General features: G+C 71.4%; 23 protein-coding genes. 15 read left to right on the top strand and 8 right to left on the bottom strand.

The window, feature by feature from the left end; genetic code table 11:
- The first annotated feature begins 8 nt into the window (after positions 1-8).
- From JW613_RS18450 to JW613_RS18425, 6 genes are all read left to right on the top strand, one after another.
- The gene (locus tag JW613_RS18450; protein ID WP_209211905.1) at positions 9-2108 is read left to right on the top strand and encodes an ethylmalonyl-CoA mutase; all 2100 of its coding nucleotides are present in this window, start codon (positions 9-11) and stop codon (positions 2106-2108) included.
- On the top strand, positions 2105-3076 hold the full coding sequence (locus tag JW613_RS18445; RefSeq protein WP_099885056.1) for an HpcH/HpaI aldolase/citrate lyase family protein: 972 nt from the start codon (positions 2105-2107) through the stop codon (positions 3074-3076). The genes JW613_RS18450 and JW613_RS18445 overlap by 4 nt, the downstream gene beginning before the upstream one ends.
- Positions 3077-3079: 3 nt before the next feature.
- Positions 3080-3604 carry a MaoC family dehydratase gene (locus tag JW613_RS18440; RefSeq protein WP_209211904.1) on the top strand — a complete coding sequence of 175 codons (525 nt, stop codon included), beginning with the start codon at positions 3080-3082 and terminating at the stop codon, positions 3602-3604.
- Between the two features lies 1 nt (position 3605).
- Entirely contained in the window at positions 3606-4820 is a 1215-nt protein-coding gene (locus JW613_RS18435; RefSeq protein ID WP_209211903.1) for an acyl-CoA dehydrogenase family protein, read from the top strand.
- A gap of 170 nt (positions 4821-4990) precedes the next feature.
- Positions 4991-5680 (top strand): phosphatidylserine decarboxylase, encoded by a 690-nt coding sequence (locus JW613_RS18430; protein WP_245225893.1) that lies wholly within the window; start codon positions 4991-4993, stop codon positions 5678-5680.
- Positions 5667-6581, top strand: a complete 915-nt coding sequence (locus tag JW613_RS18425) for a CDP-alcohol phosphatidyltransferase family protein (protein ID WP_099885052.1) — start codon at positions 5667-5669, stop codon at positions 6579-6581. The genes JW613_RS18430 and JW613_RS18425 overlap by 14 nt, the downstream gene beginning before the upstream one ends.
- Positions 6582-6697: 116 nt before the next feature.
- Here JW613_RS18425 and JW613_RS18420 read toward each other — a convergent pair whose 3' ends face one another.
- From JW613_RS18420 to JW613_RS18410, 3 genes are all read right to left on the bottom strand, one after another.
- Positions 6698-7831 carry a glycerate kinase gene (locus JW613_RS18420; protein ID WP_209211902.1) on the bottom strand — a complete coding sequence of 378 codons (1134 nt, stop codon included), beginning with the start codon at positions 7829-7831 and terminating at the stop codon, positions 6698-6700.
- A gap of 111 nt (positions 7832-7942) precedes the next feature.
- On the bottom strand, positions 7943-9373 hold the full coding sequence (locus JW613_RS18415) for a phytoene desaturase family protein (RefSeq protein WP_209211901.1): 1431 nt from the start codon (positions 9371-9373) through the stop codon (positions 7943-7945).
- 35 nt (positions 9374-9408) lie between these two features.
- On the bottom strand, positions 9409-9879 hold the full coding sequence (locus JW613_RS18410) for an inositol monophosphatase family protein (protein ID WP_372447960.1): 471 nt from the start codon (positions 9877-9879) through the stop codon (positions 9409-9411).
- Between JW613_RS18410 and JW613_RS36810 the strand changes: the two genes are divergently transcribed.
- Both JW613_RS36810 and JW613_RS18405 read left to right on the top strand, forming a co-directional pair.
- The gene (locus JW613_RS36810) at positions 9868-10011 is read left to right on the top strand and encodes a hypothetical protein (protein ID WP_372447958.1); all 144 of its coding nucleotides are present in this window, start codon (positions 9868-9870) and stop codon (positions 10009-10011) included. The genes JW613_RS18410 and JW613_RS36810 overlap by 12 nt on opposite strands.
- Positions 10012-10020: 9 nt before the next feature.
- Positions 10021-10776: an SIR2 family NAD-dependent protein deacylase gene (locus JW613_RS18405; RefSeq protein ID WP_209211900.1), complete on the top strand. Its 756-nt coding sequence runs from the start codon at positions 10021-10023 to the stop codon at positions 10774-10776.
- 15 nt (positions 10777-10791) lie between these two features.
- Here the strand turns inward: JW613_RS18405 and JW613_RS18400 are convergent, their stop codons facing one another.
- Entirely contained in the window at positions 10792-11484 is a 693-nt protein-coding gene (locus JW613_RS18400) for a B3/B4 domain-containing protein (protein ID WP_099885048.1), read from the bottom strand.
- A 225-nt stretch (positions 11485-11709) separates the two neighbouring features.
- On the opposite strand from JW613_RS18400, the gene JW613_RS18395 reads away from it, so the two are divergent.
- From JW613_RS18395 to JW613_RS18375, 5 genes are all read left to right on the top strand, one after another.
- Complete coding sequence (locus tag JW613_RS18395) at positions 11710-12468, top strand: SDR family NAD(P)-dependent oxidoreductase (protein ID WP_245225892.1); 759 nt, start codon at positions 11710-11712, stop codon at positions 12466-12468.
- Positions 12469-12598: 130 nt separating this feature from the next.
- A complete protein-coding gene (locus JW613_RS18390; protein WP_209211899.1) occupies positions 12599-13141 on the top strand; it encodes a COG4315 family predicted lipoprotein in 543 nt (180 codons plus the stop codon).
- A 43-nt stretch (positions 13142-13184) separates the two neighbouring features.
- The gene (locus JW613_RS18385; protein WP_099885045.1) at positions 13185-13664 is read left to right on the top strand and encodes a hypothetical protein; all 480 of its coding nucleotides are present in this window, start codon (positions 13185-13187) and stop codon (positions 13662-13664) included.
- A gap of 62 nt (positions 13665-13726) precedes the next feature.
- Positions 13727-14782 (top strand): lipoate-protein ligase LplAB, encoded by a 1056-nt coding sequence (gene lplAB / locus JW613_RS18380; protein ID WP_209211898.1) that lies wholly within the window; start codon positions 13727-13729, stop codon positions 14780-14782.
- Positions 14783-14975: 193 nt separating this feature from the next.
- Positions 14976-17435, top strand: coding sequence for an ABC transporter ATP-binding protein/permease (locus tag JW613_RS18375; RefSeq protein ID WP_245225891.1), 2460 nt, complete (start codon positions 14976-14978; stop codon positions 17433-17435).
- 46 nt (positions 17436-17481) lie between these two features.
- On the opposite strand, the gene JW613_RS18370 is transcribed toward JW613_RS18375, so the two are convergent.
- Entirely contained in the window at positions 17482-18336 is an 855-nt protein-coding gene (locus tag JW613_RS18370) for an NAD(P)H-binding protein (protein WP_209211897.1), read from the bottom strand.
- Positions 18337-18520: 184 nt separating this feature from the next.
- Between JW613_RS18370 and JW613_RS18365 the strand changes: the two genes are divergently transcribed.
- Both JW613_RS18365 and JW613_RS18360 read left to right on the top strand, forming a co-directional pair.
- Positions 18521-19123: a thioredoxin domain-containing protein gene (locus JW613_RS18365; RefSeq protein WP_209211896.1), complete on the top strand. Its 603-nt coding sequence runs from the start codon at positions 18521-18523 to the stop codon at positions 19121-19123.
- 32 nt (positions 19124-19155) lie between these two features.
- A complete protein-coding gene (locus JW613_RS18360) occupies positions 19156-19461 on the top strand; it encodes a GNAT family N-acetyltransferase (RefSeq protein ID WP_209211895.1) in 306 nt (101 codons plus the stop codon).
- A 3-nt stretch (positions 19462-19464) separates the two neighbouring features.
- Here JW613_RS18360 and JW613_RS18355 read toward each other — a convergent pair whose 3' ends face one another.
- The 3 genes from JW613_RS18355 to JW613_RS18345 all read right to left on the bottom strand — a co-directional run bounded on the left by JW613_RS18355 (position 19465) and on the right by JW613_RS18345 (position 23296).
- A complete protein-coding gene (locus JW613_RS18355; protein ID WP_209211894.1) occupies positions 19465-20475 on the bottom strand; it encodes a TIGR03842 family LLM class F420-dependent oxidoreductase in 1011 nt (336 codons plus the stop codon).
- Positions 20476-20500: 25 nt separating this feature from the next.
- A complete protein-coding gene (hydA, locus tag JW613_RS18350; RefSeq protein ID WP_209211893.1) occupies positions 20501-21904 on the bottom strand; it encodes a dihydropyrimidinase in 1404 nt (467 codons plus the stop codon).
- A 102-nt stretch (positions 21905-22006) separates the two neighbouring features.
- A complete protein-coding gene (locus JW613_RS18345; protein WP_209211961.1) occupies positions 22007-23296 on the bottom strand; it encodes an aspartate aminotransferase family protein in 1290 nt (429 codons plus the stop codon).
- Between the last annotated feature and the right edge of the window lie 53 nt (positions 23297-23349).

Below are 23349 nucleotides of genomic sequence, written 5' to 3'. Positions count from 1 at the left end.
GCGCCCCCATGAGTGAGGAACGGGAGCACAGGAAGCGCGACCGCCCTTGGCTGATGCGCACATACGCCGGCCACTCCACCGCGGAGGCGTCCAACGAGCTGTACCGGCGCAATCTCGAAAAGGGCCAGACGGGGCTGTCCGTCGCGTTCGACCTGCCCACCCAGACCGGTTACGACCCCGACCACGTCCTCGCCCGCGGCGAGGTCGGCCGGGTCGGGGTCCCGGTCTCCCATCTGGGCGACATGCGCAGGCTCTTCGACGGCATCCCGCTGGAGAAGATGAACACCTCCATGACCATCAACGCCACCGCCATGTGGCTGCTGGCGCTCTACCAGGTGGTCGCGGAGGAGCAGGGCGCCGACATCACCCAGCTGTCGGGCACGACGCAGAACGACATCGTCAAGGAGTACCTCTCGCGCGGGACGCATGTCTTCCCGCCGGGGCCCTCGCTGCGGCTGACCACCGACATGATCGCCTACACGGTCGCCCACCTGCCCAAGTGGAACCCGGTCAACATCTGCAGCTACCACCTGCAGGAGGCCGGGGCCACGCCGGTGCAGGAGATCTCGTACGCGATGGCGACGGCGATCGCGGTGCTGGACGCGGTGCGGGACAGCGGTCAGGTGCCGCCCGAGGAGTTCGGGCGGGTCGTCGCGCGGATCTCGTTCTTCGTGAACGCGGGCGTCCGCTTCGTCGAGGAGATGTGCAAGATGCGGGCCTTCACCCGCATCTGGGACCGGGTCACCAGCGAGCGCTACGGCATCACCGACCCCAAGCAGCGCCGCTTCCGCTACGGCGTGCAGGTCAACTCGCTCGGGCTGACCGAGGCCCAGCCGGAGAACAACGTCCAGCGCATCGTGCTGGAGATGCTGGCCGTCACCCTCTCCAAGGACGCCCGCGCGCGTGCCGTGCAGCTGCCCGCCTGGAACGAGGCGCTGGGTCTGCCCCGCCCCTGGGACCAGCAGTGGTCGCTGCGCATCCAGCAGGTGCTGGCGCACGAGAGCGATCTACTGGAGTACGAGGACCTGTTCGCCGGCTCGCACGTCGTCGAGGCCAAGGTGGACGCACTGGTGGACGAGTCGCTGGCCGAGATGGCGCGGATCGAGGAGATGGGCGGGGTGATGGCGGCCGTCGAGTCCGGCTATCTCAAGTCCCAGCTGGTCGCCTCGCACGCTCGGCGGCGTGCCCGGATCGAGTCGGGCGAGGAGAAGATCATCGGCGTCAACTGCTACGAGTCGACCGAGCCGAGCCCGCTGACCGCCGATCTGGACACCGCGATCCTCACGGTGGACCCTGCCGGCGAGGCGGCCACCGTGGAGGCCGTCAAGCGCTGGCGGGAGACCCGGGACGAGCCGTTCTGGCGCGAGGGCACCCGCGAGCCGGGACTGCACCCGAGCGCCGAGCAGGCCCTGGCGGCGCTGCGCCAGGCGGCGGCCGGCGACACCAATCTGATGGAGGCCACGCTGGAGTGCGCCCGCGCGGGGGTCACCACCGGGGAGTGGGCGGGCGCGCTGCGCGAGGTCTTCGGCGAGTTCCGGGCGCCGACCGGGGTGAGTTCGGCCCCGGTCGCGGTGACCGCCGAGGAGGGCTCCGAGCTGGCCGCGGTGCGGCAGCAGGTGGAGCGCACCGCCGAGGAGCTGGGCGTCGGAAAGCTGCGGCTGCTGGTGGGCAAGCCGGGGCTCGACGGCCACAGCAACGGTGCCGAACAGATCGCCGTACGGGCCCGGGACGCGGGCTTCGAGGTGGTCTACCAGGGCATCAGGCTCACACCCGAGGAGATCGTCTCGGCGGCACTCGCCGAGGACGTGCACTGCGTGGGCCTGTCCATCCTCTCCGGCTCGCACGCCGAACTGGTGCCCGACGTGCTGGAGCGGATGCGGAAGGCGGGCGCGGCCGACGTCCCCGTGGTCGTGGGCGGCATCATCCCGGCCGCGGACGCACGGGCGCTGCGCGAGGCGGGGGTCGCCGCCGTCTTCACCCCGAAGGACTTCGGGATCACCCGGATCATCGGCCGTATCGTCGACGAGATCCGGACACAGCACAAGCTCGATACGCGCGATGAGCGCAGCGAGCGCGACCAGATGGAACCACTGGAGGTCACCTCGTGAACAGCGACAACCGGCAGCGTGCGCTCCGCCCGCGCCGTTCCTGCCTGGCCGTGCCGGGCAGCAACCCGCGGTTTCTGGAGAAGGCGCAGGGCCTCCCCGCCGACCAGGTCTTCCTCGACCTGGAGGACGCCTGCGCCCCGCTGGCCAAGCCGGAGGCGCGGCACACCATCGTGAAGTTCCTCAACGAGGGCGACTGGAGTGGCAAGACGCGCGTCGTGCGGGTCAACGACTGGACCACCGAGTGGACCTACCGCGACGTGGTGACCGTCGTGGAGGGCGCGGGCGCCAATCTGGACTGCGTGATGCTGCCGAAGGTGCAGGACGCCGCGCAGGTGCAGGCCCTGGACATGCTGCTGACCCAGATCGAGAAGACGGTGGGCCTGGATGTGGGCCGCATCGGCATCGAGGCGCAGATCGAGAACGCCAAGGGCCTGGTGAACGTCGACGAGATCGCCGCGGCCTCGCCCCGGATGGAGACCATCGTCTTCGGCCCGGCCGACTTCATGGCGTCCATCAATATGAAGTCGCTGGTGGTGGGCGAGCAGCCGCCCGGCTACCCGGCCGACGCCTACCACTACATCCTGATGCGGATCCTGATGGCCGCCCGTACCCACGATCTGCAGGCGATCGACGGGCCCTATCTGCAGATCCGCGATGTGGAGGGCTACCGGAAGGTCGCCCAGCGTGCCGCCGCGCTCGGTTTCGACGGCAAGTGGGTACTGCACCCGGGGCAGGTGGAGGTGTCCAACGAGGTCTTCTCCCCCTCCCAGGAGGACTACGACCACGCCGAGCTGATTCTGGACGCGTACGAGTACTACACCTCCGAGGCGGGCGGCAAGAAGGGCTCGGCGATGCTCGGCGACGAGATGATCGACGAGGCCAGCCGCAAGATGGCGCTGGTCATCTCCGGCAAGGGCCGAGCCGCCGGCATGCGGCGCACCACCTCCTTCACCCCTCCGGAGGACTGATCCATGCAGTTCGGACGCACCTATGAAGAGTTCACCGTCGGCGAGACCTACAAGCACTGGCCGGGCAAGACGGTCACCGAGTACGACGACCACCTGTTCTGTCTGCTCACCATGAACCACCACCCGCTGCACCTGGACAGCAACTACGCCGGGTCGACGACCGACTTCGGCAGGAACGTGGTGGTGGGCAACTACATCTACTCGCTGCTGCTGGGCATGTCGGTGCCGGACGTGTCGGGGAAGGCCATCGCCAATCTGGAGATCGAGTCGCTCAAGCACGTGGCGCCGACCTTCCACGGCGACACCGTCTACGGCGAGACGACGGTGCTGGACAAGACCCCGTCGAAGTCGAAGAGCGACCGCGGGATCGTGCACGTCGAGACCAAGGGCTACAAGCAGGACGGCACCCTGGTGTGCGTCTTCCGGCGCAAGGTGATGGTGCCGACCGAGACCTACGTCAAGGAGCGCGGCGGTGAGCAGCCGGGCCGCCCCGAACTGCGCGAGCCGGCGCCGAAGGGCGGTAGGTGAGATGGGACGGCTGGCGCAGACCGAGGGTCTGACGGAGATACAGCAGGAGATCCTCTCGACGGTGCGCAGCTTCGTCGACAAGGAGATCCTGCCGGTCGCCACTCAGCTGGAGCACAAGGACGAGTACCCCAGCGAGATCGTCGAGGGCCTGAAGGAACTGGGCATCTTCGGCCTGATGATTCCCGAGGAGTACGGCGGGCTGGGCGAGTCGCTGCTCACCTACGCGCTGTGCGTGGAGGAGATCGCACGCGGCTGGATGAGCGTCTCCGGCATCATCAACACGCACTTCATCGTGGCGTACATGCTCAAGCAGCACGGCACGCAGGAGCAGAAGGACCACTTCCTGCCGAAGATGGCCACGGGCGAGGTCCGCGGTGCCTTCTCGATGTCCGAACCGGGCCTGGGCTCGGACGTGTCGGCCATCACCTCGAAGGGGGTCCCCGCTCCGGACGGCAGCGGTGACTTCCTGCTCAACGGGCAGAAGATGTGGCTGACCAACGGCGGATCCGCCACGCTCGTCGCGGTGCTGTGCCGCACGGACGAGGGGCACCCCGACGGCACGCCTCCGCACAAGTCGATGACGACCTTCCTGGTGGAGAAGGAGCCTGGTTTCGGCCAGGTCAGGGCCGGGCTCACCATCCCCGGCAAGATCGACAAAATGGGCTACAAGGGCGTCGACACCACCGAGCTGATCATGGATGACCTGCGGATTCCGGCCGACCGGGTGCTCGGCGGCGCGACCGGCCGCGGTTTCTACCAGATGATGGACGGGGTCGAGGTCGGCCGGGTGAACGTCGCGGCACGTGGCTGCGGGGTCGCGCAGCGTGCGTTCGAGCTCGGAATCGACTACGCGCAGCAGCGTCACACGTTTGGCAAGCCCATAGCGGGGCATCAGGCCATTCAGTTCAAGCTGGCCGAAATGGCCACGAAGGTCGAGGCGGCACACGCCCTGATGGTGGGTGCCGCCCGCAAGAAGGACTCCGGCCAACGCAATGACCTGGAGGCGGGAATGGCGAAATATCTCGCCTCCGAGTACTGCAAGGAGGTCGTGGAGGACGCCTTCCGCATCCACGGCGGGTACGGTTTCAGCAAGGAGTACGAGATCGAGCGGCTCTACCGGGAGGCGCCGATGCTGCTGATCGGCGAAGGAACCGCAGAGATCCAGAAAATGATCGTGGGCCGGCGGCTCCTGGAGGAGTACCGCAGCCAGGGCTGAATGTCCGTTTCGGGGTGTTTTCTTGAGATTTCAAGGCGCACCCCGGACCGGGACTTCGGTCACTGACTGGCCCGCTGGCTTGCCCAGTTGCCATCAGAAACCGATAGCATCCCGGGAAAGCCGCCGTCCCCCTGTCACCTACGCGGCTCCCTCCGCTACGAAGGTCATTCATGCCCCACAGCCCATCCACAGCACCCAGCGGCTCTCCCTCGTCCGGCACCGACCACGGCACGCCCGGTGCACCCCGGGTGCGCCTGGCACGCGGAGCCTCGCCGTGGCTCGTCCCGACCGTGGCGACGGCGGCTCTCAGCCTGGCACGCGCCCGCAGGTCGAAGCGCGCCGCACTGGTCGCCGTACCCGCGACGGCGCTCGCCGCCGGGATGCTGTGGTTCTTCCGGGACCCGGAGCGGGAAATCGGCCAGGGCCGGGTGATCTCCCCGGCCGACGGCGTGGTGCAGAGCATCATGCCGTGGCAGGACGGCCGTACCCGCGTCGCCATCTTCATGAGCCCGCTGAACGTCCACGTCAACCGCGCCCCGCTCGCGGGCACGGTGACGTCCGTCGAGCACATCCCCGGCGGCTACGTTCCCGCGTTCAACAAGGAGAGCGAGAACAACGAGCGCGTCGTCTGGCACTTCGACACCGAGCTGGGCGATATCGAGATGGTCCAGATCGCCGGTGCCGTGGCCCGGCGGATCGTGCCGTACGTGCCCAGTGGTGCCAAGGTCGAGCAGGGCGAGCGCCTCGGGCTGATCAGGTTCGGCTCCCGGGTGGACCTCTACCTCCCCGAGGGCGTCGAGACGGCCGTGGAGGTCGGTCAGACCACGACAGCGGGGGTGACTCGCCTTGACCGTGATTGATCCCGACGCCCAGGCCGCCTGGGTCCCCGCGGCGGAGCGGTCCACCGACCGGGAGGACGACTTCGCCGGATACGCCGAGTACGCGGACGACGACTACGCGGACGACGCCGACGACGAGATGCCGCTGTCGACCCGGCTGTCGATCGCGGACACCCTCACGCTGGGCAACGCCACCTGTGGCTTCATGGCGGTGTACTTCACCACCACCGGCGTCCTCATCCCGCATCTGACCGGCAGCGAGGACGGCGGTATGGCCCGGCACAGCGCCGCCACCGCCGTGGTGCTGATGCTGATGGCCGCCGTCTTCGACCTGTTCGACGGGCTGGTCGCACGCAAGCTGCGCAGCTCGGCCATGGGCGCCGAGTTGGACAACCTCTCCGACCTCATCAGCTTCGGACTGGCGCCCGCCTACTTCGTGGCCGTCTGGGGCATGGTCGCCAACGACGCACACCAGCGGATCTCCGTGGTCGCCGCCGTGGTGGTCCTCCTGGCGGTGGTGCTACGGCTTGCGCGGTTCTCCTGCGTGCCGATGCGGAACGGAATGTTCCAGGGCATGCCAGGACCCTTCGGCGCCTTGACCGTCATCTCCATCGTGCTGCTGGAGCTGCCCTTCCTGCCGACCGCGCTCGGCATCCTCGGCGTCGCATGGCTGATGGTCAGCCGCGTGGAGTACCCGAAGCCGCGAGGTCGGCTGGCCGTGGCGATGCTGTGCTGGATCGCGCTCAGCATGGGGCTCCTCGCCTCCTGGGCCTTCGACGCTCCCGGAGGCGAGCTGCTGCTCCAGACCGGCTGCGCCCTCCAGGTCGTCCTCGGCGCGGTGATTCCGCTGTTCGCCACAGCACGCCGGGTGAACGCGTTCCGCGACAACCGCCGCGAGGCACGGGCCGCCGCCCAGGGCTGACCGACGCTCCATACGCTCACGAAGAGGGGCCCGCCGCGCACTGCGGCGGGCCCCTCTTGTTGCTCCGGGTACGGTGCGGAGCCTTGTGCTCCGGGTACGGGGCGGGTCCGGCGCGGCTACAGCCGGTCGGCGGCGAGGCGCTCGGCGAGCGTCTCCAGCAGCGGACCAGCCTCCGCGATGCAGCGCTCGACGTCGGCCTCGATGTCGGTGAGCGCATAGGCCTTCTCGATGCCGGCGGCCTGCAGATCCTTCTTCCCGATGGCGAGCCGCCCGCAGACGGCCACCACCGGCTTACCGGCGCGCCGCGCCGCCGCCGCGACGCCCGCCGGGGCCTTCCCGTGCAGGGTCTGCTCGTCCAGCGACCCCTCCCCCGTGACCACGAGGGTGGCCCGGCCGATGGCGGCCTCCACGCCCAGCTCCTCCATCAGGATCTCGATGCCGGGCCGGAACCGGGCGCGCAACCCGACGAGGGCACCGAAGCCGATGCCGCCCGCGGCGCCCGCGCCGGGCGAGGCGGCGGCCTCCTGCTCGCCGAGGACCTCGGCGAAGTGGGTGAGGGCGGCGTCCAGCAGCTGCACGTCCTCCTCGGCGGCGCCCTTCTGCGGGCCGTAGACGGCAGCGGCGCCCTTGGGCCCGGTCAGCGGGTTGTCGACGTCGCTGGCGAGCACCACCTCGACGTTCTTGAGCCGGGGATCCATCTCGGACAGGTCGGCGGAGACCAGCTCGCGCAGCCCGCCGCCGCCCCACGGGATGGAGTCGCCGTCCCGATCCAGCAGCCGGGCGCCCAGCGCGTCGAGCATGCCGGCGCCGCCGTCGGTGGTGGCCGAGCCGCCGACCCCGAAGATGATGGTGTGCGCCCCCGCCTCGACGGCGGCCAGCAGCAGCTGACCGGCGCCGTAGGTGGTGGCTGTGAGCGGTACGAAGACCCCGGGCGGCAGATGCTGCAGGCCGGACGCCTCGGCCATCTCCACCACGGCGGTGCCCTCGCGCAGCGCGAAGGCGGCCGTGACGGGGGCGCCGAGGGGTCCGGTCACCTCCACCTCGTGACGGGCGAAGCCGTTGGCGACGGCCGCCGCGACGGTGCCGTCGCCGCCGTCCGCCACCGGCAGGGCCTCCACGTCCACCTCGGGGCGCGCTTTCCGGATTCCCACCGTGAGACGCTCTGCGACCTCGACGGCCGTCAGCGATCCCTTGAACTTGTCCGCGGCGATCAGCACGCGCGCCGGTGTGGTCCGGGCCGTCGTTGTCATGGTTCTGCCCCTGGGTCTCTCTGTTGGTCGAACAGGCAGTCGCGCCTTGGGGACCCTATCTTTCCCACGCCTCCCTCGACCATGGGCCACCACCTCGGGCGGCGCTGCGCCTCACCGTGTGCGGCGGAGGCGGCGCCAGACGGCCCGGGCCGCGTGGTGGCCCGCCATGCCGTGCACGCCGGGACCGGGCGGGGCCGCGGAGGAGCACAGATAGACGGACGGGTGTGCGGTCTCGTACGGGACGCGCTTGAGCTTGGGCCGGATCAGCAGCCGCAGCCCGGCGGCCGAACCGCAGGCGATGTCGCCGCCCACGTAGTTGGCGTTGCGCGCGGCGAGCTGCGGCGGCCCCGCGGTCGCGCGGGCCAGCACCCGGTCGCGGAAGCCGGGCGCGAAGCGTTCGATCTGGCCCTCCACCGCCTCGGTGGCGTCGTCCTCCCAGCCGTTGGGCAGATGGCCGTAGGCCCAGAAGACGTGTTTGCCCTCGGGGGCGCGGGAGGGGTCGACGAGGCTGGGCTGGGAGGTGATCAGGAAGGGCCGCTGAGGGGCCCGGCCGCGTACGACAGCGTCCCGCATCGCGGTGTCGATGTCGTCCAGCGTGGGGCCGACGTGCACCGTTCCGGCGCGGGCCGCGTCGTGGGAGGTCCATGGGACGGGACCGTCCAACGCGTAGTCGACCTTGAAGAGGCTGGCGCCGTAGCGGACGTTGTCATAGGCGCTGCCCAGCCCGGCGATACGGGCCAGCGCGGTCGGCGAGGTGTCGAAGACGTAGGCGCGGGCGGGCGGGAGTTCGTCCAGGCGTTTGACCTCGGTGCCGGTGTGGATCGTGCCGCCCAGCGCCCGCAGATATCCGGCCAGCGCGTCGGAGATGGCCTGCGAGCCGCCACGCGGTACCGGCCAGCCGACGACATGGCCGGCGAGCGCGAAGACGAGGGCCGGAGCCGTCATGAACGGGTTGTTCATCGGTGCGATGACGTGCCCCGCCATACCGGCGAGCAGCGCGCGGGCCTTCTCGTCGCGGAAGCGGACCTTGGACCAGGTGACCGGCTGCAGACCGGTCAGACCGAACCGGACGAGCTGCACCGGGTCGGTGGGGAAGCGCCCGTTGAGGGCGGAGCCGTAGCCGAAGAAGTCCTCGGCGAGCGTCTCCCAGCGGCGCAGATACGGACCGACCAGACGCCGGTAGGCCCCCGCGTCCCGCGGCCCGAGGGAGGCCGCCGTCTCACCGACCGAGCGGGCCAGCACGGCCGCGCTGCCGTCGGGGAAGGGGTGCGCGAGGGGGAGTTCGGGGTGCAGCCACTCCAGTCCGTACCGCTCCAGCGGCATGGCGCGGAAGGCGGGGGACACGGCGCCGGTGGGATGGACGGCGGAGCAGGGGTCGTGCCGGAAGCCCGGCAGCGTCAACTCCTCGGTACGGGCGCCACCGCCCACGGTCTCGCGGGCCTCGAACAGCTCGACCTCGAAGCCGCGCCGGGCCAGCTCCACGGCTGCCGTCAGCCCGTTGGGGCCGGCCCCCACGACCACCGCGTCCCTGATCGATGGCACTTGCGGCTCCCCTCGCCCGGCCCGCCCGGCCCGGGTCAGGCGGGCCGGCTCCGGTGACTGTCGTCGCTGTCGTCGCTTCCGTTGCGCAGCAGCCCCACCATACGCCGGGTCGTGTCCGCGTCACGCGCGGCGGTGAACGGCAGCGCGTTGCCTCCCGCCAGTTCGAGCCCCGCGGACCCGGTGGGTCGTACGTCCATGCCGTCCGTACGCAGTCCGCGCAGCGCGCGCTCCTGGGCGGCGTCCGTGTGGTCCGGGTGCGAGACGGCGACGTGCAGCGTGGCGCCCGCCGCGGGTGAACCGGCCCGCAGCGGCCCACCGTTGAGGAACGCGCCGCCGCCGCGCCGCGCTGTGGCCGTCCTGTCGAGCGCCGGGGCCAGGATCCACCCGGCGAGGGTCGCACCGTGGGCGAGGGCGACCATGGTGCAAAAGCCCTCGTCCCCCGCCACGGCTGGGGGCACCGCCCGGCCGAAGGCTGGCGCCGCGTAGGACGCCGGGTGGGCGTGCACGGTCTCCTCGCCGACGACGGCGGAGCCGGGCAGCAACCGGCGCAGCGCCTCGGACAGTTGCTGTTCGGCGCGCTGGCCGGCGACGGTGACCAGGTCGTGCGCACCGGCCGCCTCGGCCAGGTGGAGAACTAGGCTGGTCCCATGGCTGAAAGGGACAGCGCTCCGCTGGTGGCGATCCTGACCGGGGCGGGGATCTCCACGGACTCCGGTATCCCGGACTACCGGGGCCCGCAGGGTGTCTGGCGCAAGGATCCGGAGGCCGAGAAGCTGGTCACCTACGCGTACTACATGGCGGACCCCGACATCCGCCGCCGCTCGTGGCGGATGCGCGGCGAGAGCCCCGTGTGGAAGTCCGTCCCCAACGCGGCGCACGAGGCGATCGCGCGGCTGGAGCGCACGGGCACCCCGGTGCGGGTCATCACGCAGAACGTCGACGGGCTGCATCAGGCCGCGGGTGTCCCCGGGCGGAAGGTGCTGGAGCTGCACGGGAACGCCCGCACGGTGCTGTGCACGGAGTGCGGGGCGCGCTCGACGATGGAACAGGCGCTGGCCCGGGTGGCGGCGGGTGAGCCGGACCCCGCGTGCGAGGCGTGCGGGGGCGTCCTCAAGTCCGCCACCGTGATGTTCGGGCAGCAGCTCGACGGCGAAGTGCTGGCCGAGGCCGTGGCGGTGGCCAAGGCCTGCGACGTCTTCCTCGCCGTGGGCACCAGCCTCCAGGTGCAGCCCGCCGCCTCCCTCGCCGGGCTGGCGGCCGAGCACGGGGCCCGGCTCGTCATCGTGAACGCCGAGCCGACGCCGTACGACCCGATCGCCGACGAAGTGGTGCGGGACCCGATCGGGCAGGCCCTTCCCCGGTTGCTCGCCGAGCTGCGGCCGGGCGGTTCCGCTCCGTCGTAAGGACGGTGGTGGGCGTCAGGCGGCCCGCAGCAGGCGGGAGGCCGTCGTCGCGCCGGGGCTGCTGGTCCGCAGGGCCTCGGTGAGGGCGCGGCCCGCCGCTTCCAGGGCGGTGTCGTCCATGGCTTCGAGGGCGTCGAGGATGAAGACCGCGCGGGTGGTCCCGGTCGTCAGCCGGGTGCGTACGCACTGGCGCCAGTTCCAGCGGCGGCAGGTGACGCCTTCGTCGTCGCGCCAGATCACCTCTCCCGCCCGCGGGTTCTCCGTCACCGGCTCGCCGCCGGACATCAGCGCGAACGGCTCCGTGCCCTCGGCGCGGGTGAGCCGCAGCGGGCCGACGTAGTGGTCGAGGTCCTCGCCGCCGAGCGGGACGACGTGCGCGACGGAGACCGCGTTGTAGATGTCGGTCAACCTGTCGACGCGCGGCAGCCCCTCGGGGGCGCGCCGCAGCAGCGCGTCGACGCTGGGGCGGGTCCGCTTGGGCTTCGCGCCGAAGGCGCGGAACGCCTCCCGCCACGCGGCGACGTGCGGGTGCTGTTCGGGGTCGCAGGCCTTCGCCTCGGCCTCCGCCAGCAGTTCCTCGCTGAAGGCGTCACCGGGCCCGGGGCGCAGGCCCTCGGCGACGATGAGCAGGGCGCGGTAGTCGGGGCGCAGAGCGCCCACCGACGGGTCGATGGAGGCGGCGTCCAGCCACTCCTCGGTGGTGTCCATGGTGCGTTTCACTCCCGTGTTGGTTCACTGAACCGTACCAGGAAGTGCAGCACAGAAAACCAAGAATGTGCGGTCCGAATAGCGCCAGCGCCGCCGTCCGCCCCACCCGAGGATCGAGTCATGTCAACCCGAACAACCGGAACAACTCGAACAACCGAGATGACCGGAACAACCGGTACATCCGGAACGACGGCCAGGACGACGACGGACAGACGGGCGGAGACCATGCGCAGCGACACCATCAGCAAGCCGCTGAGCGGCAAGGCGGCACTTGTGACCGGGGGCAGCCGGGGCATCGGCGCGGCCGTCGCCCTCCGGCTGGCGGCGGAGGGCGCCGATGTGGCCCTGACCTACGAGTCGAACGCCGCGTCCGCCCGCGAGGTGGCCGAACAGATCAAGGAGCGCGGGGGCCGGGCGTGGACCGCACGCGCCGCACTGGCCGACGTGGACTCCGTCCGGGCCGCCGTGGACGGGGCGGCGGAGCAGTTCGGACGGCTGGACATCCTCGTCAACAACGCGGGCACCGGCGCCCAGGGAGAGCTCGGCTCGGTGGAGCCGGCGGAGGTGGACCGGGTGCTGACGGCCAATGTGCGCGGTGCCTATCTGGTGGCGCAGGCTGCGGCGGCGCGGCTGGCGGACGGCGGCCGGATCGTCAACATCGGCAGCTGTGTGTCGGCGCGGGTGCCCTTCCCCGGGATGACCCTCTACGCCATGAGCAAGGCGGCCGTCACCGGGCTCACCAAGGGGCTGGCCCGGGAGCTGGCCCCGCGCGGGATCACCGTCAACCAGATCTCTCCGGGCCCGATCGACACCGATATGAACCCCGCCGACGGGCCGGGAGCCTCGGCACAGGCGGCTCTGACGATGCTGGGCCGGTACGGGACGCCGGAGGAGATCGCCGACTCGGTGGCGCATCTCGCCGGCGACGGCGCCCGTTACGTCACCGGCGCCCTGCTCGCGGTGGACGGCGGCTTCGCCGCCTGACCCGCGTCGGCGGGCCGGGTACGCAGGACGGCCCCCGCCGAGTGGCGGCGCCCCCGGGCGCGTGGTGCTCTGGTCCCGCAGCCGCTCCCCAGCCACCCCCCGGCCGGGGAGAGCCGAGCCGGAGGAGCACATGAGGAACACCACCTGGACAGCCGTGTGCGCCGCAGCCGCGGTGCTGTGGGCCGCGGTCCTCAGCGGCTGCTCGGACGGCGGCGACGGCGGCCCGTCCCCCTCCCCGTCGCCCACGAAGAAGGAGGGGACGGTCCAGGTGCGCTCCAGCGACCTGGGCAGGATCCTGGTCGACGGCACCGGCCGCACGCTCTATCTCTTCGAGGCGGACAAGTCGAGCCGATCGACGTGCGAGGGGGGCTGCGCGCAGGCGTGGCCCCCCGTCGTCGTCAAGGGCAAGGCCGAGCCCGAGGCGGGTGCGGGCGCCAGGAGCGAACTGCTGGGCACCGGCGAGCGGGAGGGCGGCGAGCGGCAGGTCACCTACGACGGCCATCCCCTCTACCGCTACGAGGGCGACGAGAAGCCGGGTGACACCGAGGGCCAGGGGCTCGACCAGTTCGGCGCCGAGTGGTTCGTCCTCGACCCCTCCGGCAAGAAGATCACCCGCGAGGAGAAGGAGAAGAAGCCCTCCAAGAAGCCGAGGCAGACCGACGGCGGCTACTGACTCCCAGGACCGGTGTCCCCACATCCGGACGGCAGGAGAGGCGATGACCGCGAACACCCCCACTCCCCACCGTGCTCCGCCACCCGCGGCCCACGGGCAGGCGTACCGCATCGTGCAAGGCGGCGCCCGTGCGCTGTCCGCCGGCGGGCTCGGTGTGGTCGCCTATGTCCACGCCACCCTCGCCGACCAGTACGACAGGGTGAGCGCGGGCATCAGTCAGGGGGATCTGTTCCGGATCGAGGCCGCAGTGGCGGCGCTGGCGGGGCTGCTGGTGCTGGTGTGGTGGCGCACGGTCTCGGACGCGTTCGCCTCACTGGTCGCCGCGGGCGGGCTGGCGCTGCTGCTGATCTACACCTACGTCGACGTGGGAGAGCTGGGGCCGTTCCCCGACATGTACGAGCCGGTCTGGTTCGACGACAAGCGGCTCGCCGTCGTCGCCCAGGCCGTCACGCTGGTGATGTCCGCCTTCTTGCTGATCGGCCATACGCGACGATCGCGCCGGCTGGTCACGGACGTAGGCTGAACACCGGCCGGGACCACCAGCGCGGTCCCGCCGGAACGGACAGTGAGGCAGGCGGTCAGCCGATGCACGGCGAGTACAAGATCCCCGGCGGCAAGCTGGTGGTGGTCGATCTGGACGACCGGGACGGGGTGCTGCGCAACGTCCGCGTCGCCGGCGACTTCTTCCTCGAACCCGACGAGGCGCTCGGCGCCATCGACCGGGCCCTGGAGGGCGCCCCCTCCGACACCGACACCGCCGGGCTCACCGCCCGCATCGAGGCGGCGCTGCCGGAGAGCACCACGATGTACGGCCTCACGGCCGAGGGGATCGCGGTGTGTGTGCGCCGTGCGCTGACCCGGGCCACCGAGTGGACCGACTACGACTGGCAGCTCATCCATGAGCCGCCGCAGTCGCCCGCCCTCCATATGGCGCTCGACGAGGTGCTCACGAGCGAGGTGGCCGCCGGCCGCCGCTCGCCGACCCTGCGGGTCTGGGAGTGGGACTCCCCTGCCGTCATCATCGGCAGCTTCCAGTCGCTGCGCAACGAGGTGGACCCCGAAGGCGCGGCCCGGCACGGGGTGACCGTCGTACGCCGGATCTCCGGCGGCGGTGCCATGTTCGTGGAGGCCGAGAACACCATCACCTACTCCCTCTCGGTGCCCGCCTCCCTCGTCTCGGGTCTGTCGTTCGCCGAGTCCTACGCCTACCTCGACGACTGGGTGCTCAACGCGCTCGGCGACATGGGCATCAAGGCCTGGTACCTGCCGCTGAACGACATCGCCTCCAAGGAGGGCAAGATCGCCGGCGCCGCCCAGAAGCGGCTCGCCGCGGGTGGCGGGGCCGTGCTGCACCACGTGACGATGTCGTACAACATCGACGCCGAGAAGATGCTCGACGTGCTGCGCATCGGCAAGGAGAAGATGTCCGACAAGGGCACCAGAAGCGCCAAGAAGCGCGTCGACCCACTGCGGCGGCAGACCGGGCTGCCCCGCGACGAGGTCATCGATCGCATGATCGGCTCCTTCCGCACCCGTTACGGCCTGGCCGAGGGCCGGGTGACCGCGCAGGAGATGGCACGGGCCGAGGAGCTGGCGCTGTCCAAATACAGCAGCGAGGCGTGGACCGCACGGGTGCCCTAGTCCGCGCTTACCCGGAAGGGTGAACCAGCGGGTCCTGCACTGGCTGGCCGCCGGAGCCAACCTCTAGAGTCCCCCTGACCGTTGTTGCCCCTATGGCCGATGTGGTCCGTACGACCCTTGTCGCCTGATTTCCTACGCCCTGTTCAGCCACGCCCAGCGGACACCGGTTCCGCACTCTGGTGGATTTGCGTACATGACACTTCTGATGGGTCCGCCCGCGGCGAGCGCACCGTCCTTCAGCCGTCTCGCCGATGTCCCCGTCCGCCCCCGTTCGGTGCTGCCGGGTCGGCAGCGCTGGGAGGTGACGGCCGTACGCGGTCGGCCCAACCTGGCCCAGCTGCTGGAGTCCTCCCTCCGGGCGGCGCCGGGTATCACGCAGGCGGAGGCCAGCGCGGTCACCGGCCGGGTGCTGGTCTTCCACGACGCGACCGTGGACGCGCGGGAAGTGGCACGGTTGCTGGGCCGGACGGTGTCGCAGCTCCTCACCAGGGTCGCCCACTCCCCCGGCCCCGCGCCCCGGCAGGCGCCCCGCTCGGCGCGGCGGCGAGCGGGCGGCGCCGCGAGCGGGCAACGACCTCTCGGCGAGGACGGAAAGAAGGCGTCCGGCAGCGGTACCGGCGTCGTCGCGGTGGCCGGCGCCGGAGCGGCCGTCGCCCTCGCGCTGGGTTTCGGGAAGCAGACGTTGAAAGTGCTGGCCCGACCGTGGGTGAGTCTCGGCGTCGTGGCCGTGGCCACGGCAGCGATCGTCAGACGGTCCTGGCGGCGGTCGAACTCCGCCGCGCCCGGGGGCGACACCGCCGTCGATGCCTCCGCCGATACCTCCCAACCGCGCTCCCGGCGCGGCTTCCTGCCCCGGCTCATCGGCCCGCACCGCCGCAAGTTCGCCTTCGCGGCAGCGCTCTCGGTGGTCTCCCAGGCCCTGGAGATGGGTGCGTTCGCGCTCATCTCCTACACCATCGCGGTCCTCGTCCAAGGCGGCAGTGAGGCCCTGTCGGGCATGGGGCTGGCCGGTCTGGGCGCCCAACTACCGGTGCTCGCGGGCGCCACGGCGCTGGCGGTGGTGGCCGCCACCGGTATGGCGTACGCCGCCAACGTCCGCTGGAACAAGCTCGGCCAGCAGGTCGAGGGCGAGTGGCGCACGGCCACGTTCGCGCACGTCCAGCGACTGTCGACCGCCGACCTGGAGGGGGAGCGCACCAGCCGCACCTCGCAGGTACTGACCGAGGACATCGGGCAGCTCGGCGACTTCGTCGGGCGCACCTTGCACGAGGGGGTGCAGCTGGCCACCTGCTTCGCGGTGCTCGCGCCCACGTATCTGCTGCTGGCCCCGCAGCTGGCCTGGGTCGCCTTCGCCCCCGTCCCCGTGGTCGCCTGGCTCTCCTTCCGGTTCCACGAGCGCACGGCGGACGACCGCGAGAAGTCGGCCGCGGCCCGGTCGCGGCTCAACGCCCGGCTGACGGACACCCTGCAGGCCAATGTGATGGTCAAGGCCGCGTGCACCGAGGAGTACGAGGACGAGCGCGTGGCCGAACTCAGCGCGGAGCACGGGGCGGCGAACCACCGCACCGACCGCAGCTCCGCCCTGCAAGGCCAACTGGTGCGAGGCTGCGCCCTGGCCGCGCTGCCGGGCACCATCCTGCTGGGCGGCAACGCCGTGCTGCGCGGCGAGTTGGCGCTGGAGAGCTTCACCCCCCTGCTGGACATGCCCGCCATCGCCCTCTCGCGCCTCAACCGGCTCGGGGAGATGACGGACGGCTACCGCCGCTCCATCGCCGCCTTCGAGCGCGTCGAGCGGTTGCTGAGCCTGCCCAAGGAGGACGCCGCGGGCAGCAGGGAGCTGCCCGCGGAGGGCATCCGCGGCGGGCTCGATCTGCGGAAGGTGACGTTCGCCTATCCCGGTCGGGAGCCCGCCTTGCGCGAGCTGTCGATGCGCATCGCCCCGGGCCAGGTCACCGGTATCGTCGGCACGACCGGCGCCGGCAAGACCACCATCGCCAAGCTCCTGATGCGCTTCCGGCACCCCGCGTCGGGACAGGTGCTGCTCGACGGTGTCGATGTACGCGAACTGTCCCTGCGCGAGCTGCGGGGCGCGATCGGTTACGTCTCCCAGGAGCCGTTCGTCTTCGACGGGACGATCGCGGAGAACATCCGCTACGGCACCTTCGACGCCGACCAGGGGCGCGTCGCCGAGGCCGCCCGCGCGGCCGGGGCCGACTCCTTCATCGACTCCCTGCCCGACGGCTACGACACCCCGGTCGGCGAACGCGGTGCCGCTCTGTCGGGCGGCCAGAAGCAGCGCATCTCACTCGCCCGCACCATCCTGGCCAATCCCCCTGTCGTGATCCTCGACGAGGCCACCTCCGCGGTCGACAACGAGACCGAGGCGGCCATCCAGCGCGGCCTCGACGCCTTCGCGCACAAGCGGACCCTCATCGTGATCGCCCACCGGCTCTCCACCATCCGCAACGCCGACACCATCTATGTCCTGGAACGCGGCGGCGTGGTCGCCGAACGCGGCACCCACACCGAACTGGTGCAGCGCGGCGGCAGATACGCCAAGCTGTGGCAGCTCCAGGCGGGCGGTCCGCCACCGCAATCGGCCGAACGGGACGACAGCCAGCCGCCCACCTGGTTGCGGGCACTGCCGAACTGACGACTCGTCCGGCCCGGAGGCCGCCCGGCCGGTCACCTCGGGCCGGTCACCGGAAGTCGGCGACGTGGTCGGTCACCCACTGCCGGTAGGTGAGGGGCCGACGGCCCAGCAGCTCCAGGGCTCCGGGGGCGACGGTCTCCGGGTGGGCCTCCATCTCGGCGTGCGCGTCGAGGATGCCGTCCGCGTAGGCGGGCGGCAGTCCCGCCGCCAGCAGATCGTCGCGGGCCTGGCCGCGGGAGAGCTTCTCGACGGCGATGTGGCGGCCGAGGACCTCTCCGATGACGGTGACCTGCTCGGCCTGGGTGAGCAGTTCGGTGCCGGTGAGTTCGGGTGCTGCCCCCACCAGGTCGTCGGTGAGCAGGGCGCGGACGGCGGCGGTGGCGATGTCGGCCTCGTGCACCAGCGTGCGGGCCGCCTGGGGGTGAGCCGTGCGCACCGGCCCGCCCGCCCGGATCTGCGGGGCCCACAGCAGGGTGTTGCCGGCGAAGCCACCGGGCCGCAGCAGGGTCCACTCGGCGACGGAGGCGCGGATCAGCCGCTCCAGTGCCGCGTGGGTGCCGAAGATGTCCTCGGTGAGCTGTGCCGTCTCGTCCTCCGGCACACCGCGGGCCGACAGATAGACGATGCGGCGGGTGTGCTCGGCGAGCGCGGCGACGGCCTCGGCCCCGCCGCGCGGGCCGGGCAGCGGCCAGATGAGGAAGACGCCCTCCACCTCTTCCCCCGCGAGGGCTTCGGTCAGGCTCGCGGGGTCCGCGAGGTCGCCGCGTACGGCCTCGACACCGTCGGGCAGTACGGCGGTCGCGGGGTCGCGGACGAGGGCGCGTACGGCAATCCCCTCCGCCACGAGCCGCGCCGCCACATGCTTGCCGACCTTGCCTGTTGCTCCGGTTACCAGAATCACGGCTGAGCTCCTTCGTCGCGTACTGCTGCGGGTCACGGCCGCTGTCCCGGGGGCTTCGTGCCGTGTGATCACCACCCTGCAAGTTGAAGTGAGGTTCAAGTCAACTTCCGCACGCCCGGCCCCGGCCACCCCGAATGGGCGCTCCCCCGTTGCCGGGCCCGACCGGTGCGACGAGGCTGGGCGCATGATCCCGGCGAACACGACTGGCGAGGGCGGCACGACGGTGGTCTACGGGGCCGACCCCGAGGCGCCCGAGCCGGGGCCGCCCGTGCTGGACCTCTACCTGGATCTGCGCTGCCCGTACTGCGCCCGTGCGGAGAACGCGCTGGGCGGCACGCTGCAACAGCTGGCCGACGACGGGGAGTTCGTACTGCACTTCCACTTCGGCACGTTCCTGGACGACAAGCTGGGCGGGCAGGGCTCGCACCATGCGCTGGCGGCGCTGGGGGCGGCGGCCGACGTGGGGCAGGCCCAGTTCATGGCGTATCTGCGCACGCTCTACCGCAACCAGCCGCACGAGGGGCACGACGGGTTCGCCGAGGACCGGATGCTGCTCGGGCTGGCCAACGACGTGCCGGGGCTGCGCCGCCACACCTTCGACGAAGCGGTGCTGGAGCGGGGGTATCACACCTGGGCGAAGCGGGTCGGCCGCGCCTTCGACGCGAGCGACATCTCGGTCACCCCGACGGTGGTCTTCCGGGGCCGGCCCGTCGCCGTGCTCGACAGCGGGGGGCAGGCCGTGCGGCCCGAGCAGTTCACCGCCCAGATCCACGACGCGACCGAGTGACAGCCGGCAGCCGACGACAGCGAGGGAGCAGCATGGCCGGAGAGCAGCAACCGGAGATCTCCGACAACGCCGCCGAGGGCCGCTACGAGGCACGGATCGGCGGTTCCCTCGCGGGGATCGCGCAGTATCTCCGCGCGCCCGGCGTCATCGCGGTGACGCACACGGAGGTCGAGCCCGAGTACGAGGGCCAGGGGGTGGGCGGCGCTCTCTCGCACCACATCCTGGAGACGGCACAGGAGGCGGGCGAGAAGGTGGCGCCGGTGTGCCCGTTCTTCGCCAACTACATCCGCCGGCACCCCGACTACCAGCCGCTGGTCTACGAGAAGCAGAACGAGTGATCCCTAACCCAGCGCCGGGAGGATCTCGGAGCCGTACACGTCGACGGCGTACTCCCTCGCATCGTGCATCGCGTACAGCGCGAACTGGTCCACGCCGAGCCCGGACAGCTCGCGCAGCCGGTCAACATGGGCCTGCGGCGGACCCAGCACACAGAACCGGTCCACGATCTCGTCGGGCACGAACGCGGTGTCCGGGTTGCCGGCCCGGCCGTGGTGCGCGTAGTCGTAACCGGCGCGTTCCTTGATGTAGGAGGTGAGCGCCGCGGGTACCGCCTCGGAGCGCTCGCCGTACCGCGCGACGAGGTCGGCGACATGGTTGCCGACCATGCCGCCGAACCAGCGGCACTGCTCCCGGGCGTGCGCGAGTGCTTCCGGGGTGTCCTCGCACACATAGGCGGGCGCGGCCACGCAGACGGTGATCTCGGCCGGGTCCCGGCCCGCCTGCACCGCGGCCTCCCGGACGGCGCCGACCATCCACGCGGTCAGCAGCGGGTCGGCGAGTTGCAGGATGAACCCGTCCGCCTCCCGGCCGGCCAGCGCCAGCGCCTTGGGACCGTAGGCGGCCATCCACACCGGCAGCCGGCCGTCACGGACCCACGGCAGCCGCAACGCGGTGCCGTCCACCACCGCCTCGCGGCCCTCGGCCAGGTCGCGGATGGTCCGCATGGCCTCCCCCAGCCTGGCCAGGGTGGTGGGCGGGCGCCCGGCGACCCGCATGGCCGAGTCGCCGCGGCCGATACCGCACACGGTGCGGTTGCCGTACATCTCGTTCAAGGTGGCGAAGGTGGAGGCGGTCACCTCCCAGGAGCGGGTGCCGGGGTTGGTGACCATGGGCCCGACGACCAGCCGCTCCGTCTCGGCGAGGATGCGGCTGTGGAGGACGTACGGCTCCTGCCACAGCACCGGTGAGTCGAACGTCCAGCCGTACCGGAAACCGTTGCGCTCGGCCTGCCGCATCAGCGCGACGGTCGCGGCGCCGGGCGGATCCGTCTGGAGGACGAGTCCGAAGTCCATGGGCATACCCCTTACGAGTCCGTGTTCAGTTGAGAAGCTGGCAGATCCCGCGCGGGACGTACCTGCCGTGCCCCGCCCGGCCCGAGTAGCTGCCCCGTTCCACGACCGGTTCGCCCCGGGAGAGGACGGTCTCGACGCGGCCGGTGAGCCGTTTGCCCTCGTAGGCGGAGTAGTCGACGTTCATATGGTGGGTCTCGGCCGAGAGGGTCTGTTCCGCCCGCGGGTCGTAGATGACGATGTCCGCGTCCGCTCCGGGGGCCAGGGTGCCCTTCTTCGGGTGGAGGCCGAACATCCGTGCCGGGGTGGTGCAGGCCAGGTCGATCCAGCGGCGCCGGGTGAGATGGCCGTCCACGACGGCCTGGTGGAGCAGGTCCATCCGGTGCTCCACGCCGGGCATACCGTTGGGGATCTTGGAGAAGTCCCCCCTGCCGAGCTCCTTCTGGCCGGTGAAGCAGAACGGGCAGTGGTCGGTGGAGACGACCTGGAGGTCGTCGGTGCGCAGCGCCCGCCACAGCGCCGCCTGGTGCTCGCGGGGGCGCAGCGGGGTGCTGCACACGTACTTGGCGCCGCCGAAGTCGGGCTCGGCGAGGTTGTCGGTGCTCAGATAGAGGTACTGCGGGCAGGTCTCGCCGAAGACGGGCAGATCCATACCGCGCGCGGCGGCCAGCTGTTCGACCGCTTCGCTCGCCGAGACGTGCACGACGTACAGCGGCGATCCGGCGACCCGGGCCAGCTGGATGGCCCGGTGCGTGGCCTCGGCCTCCAGCAGCGCCTTGCGGACCTCCCCGTGGTGGCGGGGGTCGGTACGGCCCGCCGCGAGGGCCTGTTCGACCAGGACGTCGATGGCGATGCCGTTCTCGGCGTGCATCATCGTCAGCCCGCCGTTGGCGGCGGTGCGCTGCATGGCGCGCAGGATCTGGCCGTCGTCGCTGTAGAAGACACCCGGGTAGGCCATGAACATCTTGAACGAGGTGACGCCCTCCTCCACCAGGGCGTCCATCTCCTTGAGGGTGCCCTCGTTCACATCGGAGAGGATCATATGGAAGGCGTAGTCGACGGCGCACCGGCCGTCGGCCTTGGCGTGCCACCGGTCCAGCCCCTCGCGCAGCGCATGGCCCTTGGTCTGCACGGCGAAGTCGACGATGGTCGTGGTGCCGCCCCAGGCGGCGGCCCGGGTGCCGGTCTCGAAGTCGTCGCTGGAGAAGGTGCCGCCGAACGGGAAGTCCATATGGGTGTGCGCGTCGACGCCGCCCGGGATGACGTATCTGTCGGTGGCGTCCAGGGTGCGGTCGGCGGTCAGTGACGCGGCGGCGGTGCTGTTGCGGGCGACGACGGCGGCGATTCGGCCGTCCTCGACGAGGACGTCGGCCTCCGTCTCGTCGGCGGCGGTGACGACGAGGCCGCCCTTGATCAGGGTCGTCAGGGTCATACGGTTGCCCTCCTGAGTGCTCTGCGCCCGAAGAGGCGCGGGGAACTGCGCGACAAGCCACAACCCACCTGCACGGTGTCGACGGCAGACAGGGGCAGCCCCTCACATCGCACTGTCGGCGGCGCGCAACGCGCTCTCCAGCACGGCGGCGCCCTCTTCGGCCTCGGCGACGGTCAGCGTGAGCGGCGGGGCGATCCGCAGCACGCTGGAGGTGGCGTGACCGCCTCCCTTGCCGATGAGGACGCCGCCCTCGCGGGCCGCCTCCAGCACGATCGAGGCGGCCTCGGGCGAGGGCTCCTCGGTGCCGGGGACGACCAGTTCGATTCCGGCCATCAATCCTCTGCCGCGTACCTCCCGGACGACACCGAGCCCGGCGCACGCGGCACGCAGCCGCTCCAGCAGCAGACCGCCGACGCGGCGTGCGTTGCCCTGGAGGTCGTGTTCGAGGACGTGGTTGAGGTTGGCGTTGGCGGCGGCCATGGTGACGGGGCTGCCGCCGAAGGTGGAGATGGAGTTGGCGTCCAGGCAGTTCATGATCTCGGCGCGGGCGACGACCCCGCCGACCGACATGCCGTTGCCGATGCCCTTGGCGAAGGTGAGCATGTCGGGCGGCCCCGCGGCGCCGTGCGCCTGCCAGCCCCAGAAGTGGTCGCCCGTCCTGCCCCAGCCGGTCTGCACCTCGTCGCTGATCCACAGGATGCCGTGCTGCCGGAGGACTTCGCGGAAGGCGGCGTAGAGGCCGTCGGGCGGCGAGGTGAAGCCGCCGACGCCCTGCACGGGTTCGGCGATCAGCGCGGCGACCTCCGGGCGTGCCTGGCCCAGCATGTCCGCCAGGTCGGCGACGCAGGCTCGGATGAACGCGTCGTCGTCCAGGTGCGCGAAGGGGCCGCGGGTGCGGACGCCGCCGTGTACGTAGAGGGTCTGCAGGGGCGAGAGGGAGGTGGGCGACCAGGTGCGGTTGCCGGTGATGCCGACGGTGGAGAAGGACCGGCCGTGGTAGCTGTTGCGCATCGCCAGGACCTGGTTGGACCGGCGGTAGGTGGTGGCCAGCAGCAGCGCGGCGTCGTTGGCCTCGGTGCCCGAGGTGGTGAAGAAGACCCGCGCGTCGGGGATGCCGGAGAGCGCGGCGATGCGCTCGGCGAGCTCCACCATGGGGCGGTTGAGATAGAGGGTGGAGGTGTGCAGGACGCGTCCGGCCTGCTCGGCGACGGCCTTGGTGACCTCGGGCAGCGCGTGCGCCGTCATGGTGGTGAGGATGCCGCCGAAGAAGTCGAGGTAGCGGCGGCCTCGGGCGTCCCAGACATGGCGGCCCTCGCCGTGGGTGAGCTCCAGGGGCTCGTCGTAGTAGAGCGCGAGCCAGCCGGGCAGCACCGCCCGGTGCCGGGCGTGCAGTTCGCGGTGGACCTCGGCGCCGCGGTGGCTGTCGGTACGGGCGCCGGCCGCCG

This window comes from Streptomyces smyrnaeus (genome assembly GCF_017676345.1).
Lineage (GTDB): Bacteria > Actinomycetota > Actinomycetes > Streptomycetales > Streptomycetaceae > Streptomyces > Streptomyces smyrnaeus.
This window is presented reverse-complemented; position numbering and strand designations above follow the sequence as displayed.

Coding starts and splice junctions, on each gene's coding strand:
- JW613_RS18450 (WP_209211905.1), top strand. CDS start 9: ATGAGTGAGGAACGGGAGCACAGGAAGCGCGACCGCCCTTGGCTGATG.
- JW613_RS18440 (WP_209211904.1), top strand. CDS start 3,080: ATGCAGTTCGGACGCACCTATGAAGAGTTCACCGTCGGCGAGACCTAC.
- JW613_RS18435 (WP_209211903.1), top strand. CDS start 3,606: ATGGGACGGCTGGCGCAGACCGAGGGTCTGACGGAGATACAGCAGGAG.
- JW613_RS18430 (WP_245225893.1), top strand. CDS start 4,991: ATGCCCCACAGCCCATCCACAGCACCCAGCGGCTCTCCCTCGTCCGGC.
- JW613_RS18420 (WP_209211902.1), bottom strand. CDS start 7,831: ATGACAACGACGGCCCGGACCACACCGGCGCGCGTGCTGATCGCCGCG.
- JW613_RS18405 (WP_209211900.1), top strand. CDS start 10,021: ATGGCTGAAAGGGACAGCGCTCCGCTGGTGGCGATCCTGACCGGGGCG.
- JW613_RS18400 (WP_099885048.1), bottom strand. CDS start 11,484: ATGGACACCACCGAGGAGTGGCTGGACGCCGCCTCCATCGACCCGTCG.
- JW613_RS18395 (WP_245225892.1), top strand. CDS start 11,710: ATGCGCAGCGACACCATCAGCAAGCCGCTGAGCGGCAAGGCGGCACTT.
- JW613_RS18390 (WP_209211899.1), top strand. CDS start 12,599: ATGAGGAACACCACCTGGACAGCCGTGTGCGCCGCAGCCGCGGTGCTG.
- JW613_RS18385 (WP_099885045.1), top strand. CDS start 13,185: ATGACCGCGAACACCCCCACTCCCCACCGTGCTCCGCCACCCGCGGCC.
- lplAB (WP_209211898.1), top strand. CDS start 13,727: ATGCACGGCGAGTACAAGATCCCCGGCGGCAAGCTGGTGGTGGTCGAT.
- JW613_RS18375 (WP_245225891.1), top strand. CDS start 14,976: ATGACACTTCTGATGGGTCCGCCCGCGGCGAGCGCACCGTCCTTCAGC.
- JW613_RS18365 (WP_209211896.1), top strand. CDS start 18,521: ATGATCCCGGCGAACACGACTGGCGAGGGCGGCACGACGGTGGTCTAC.
- JW613_RS18360 (WP_209211895.1), top strand. CDS start 19,156: ATGGCCGGAGAGCAGCAACCGGAGATCTCCGACAACGCCGCCGAGGGC.
- JW613_RS18355 (WP_209211894.1), bottom strand. CDS start 20,475: ATGGACTTCGGACTCGTCCTCCAGACGGATCCGCCCGGCGCCGCGACC.
- hydA (WP_209211893.1), bottom strand. CDS start 21,904: ATGACCCTGACGACCCTGATCAAGGGCGGCCTCGTCGTCACCGCCGCC.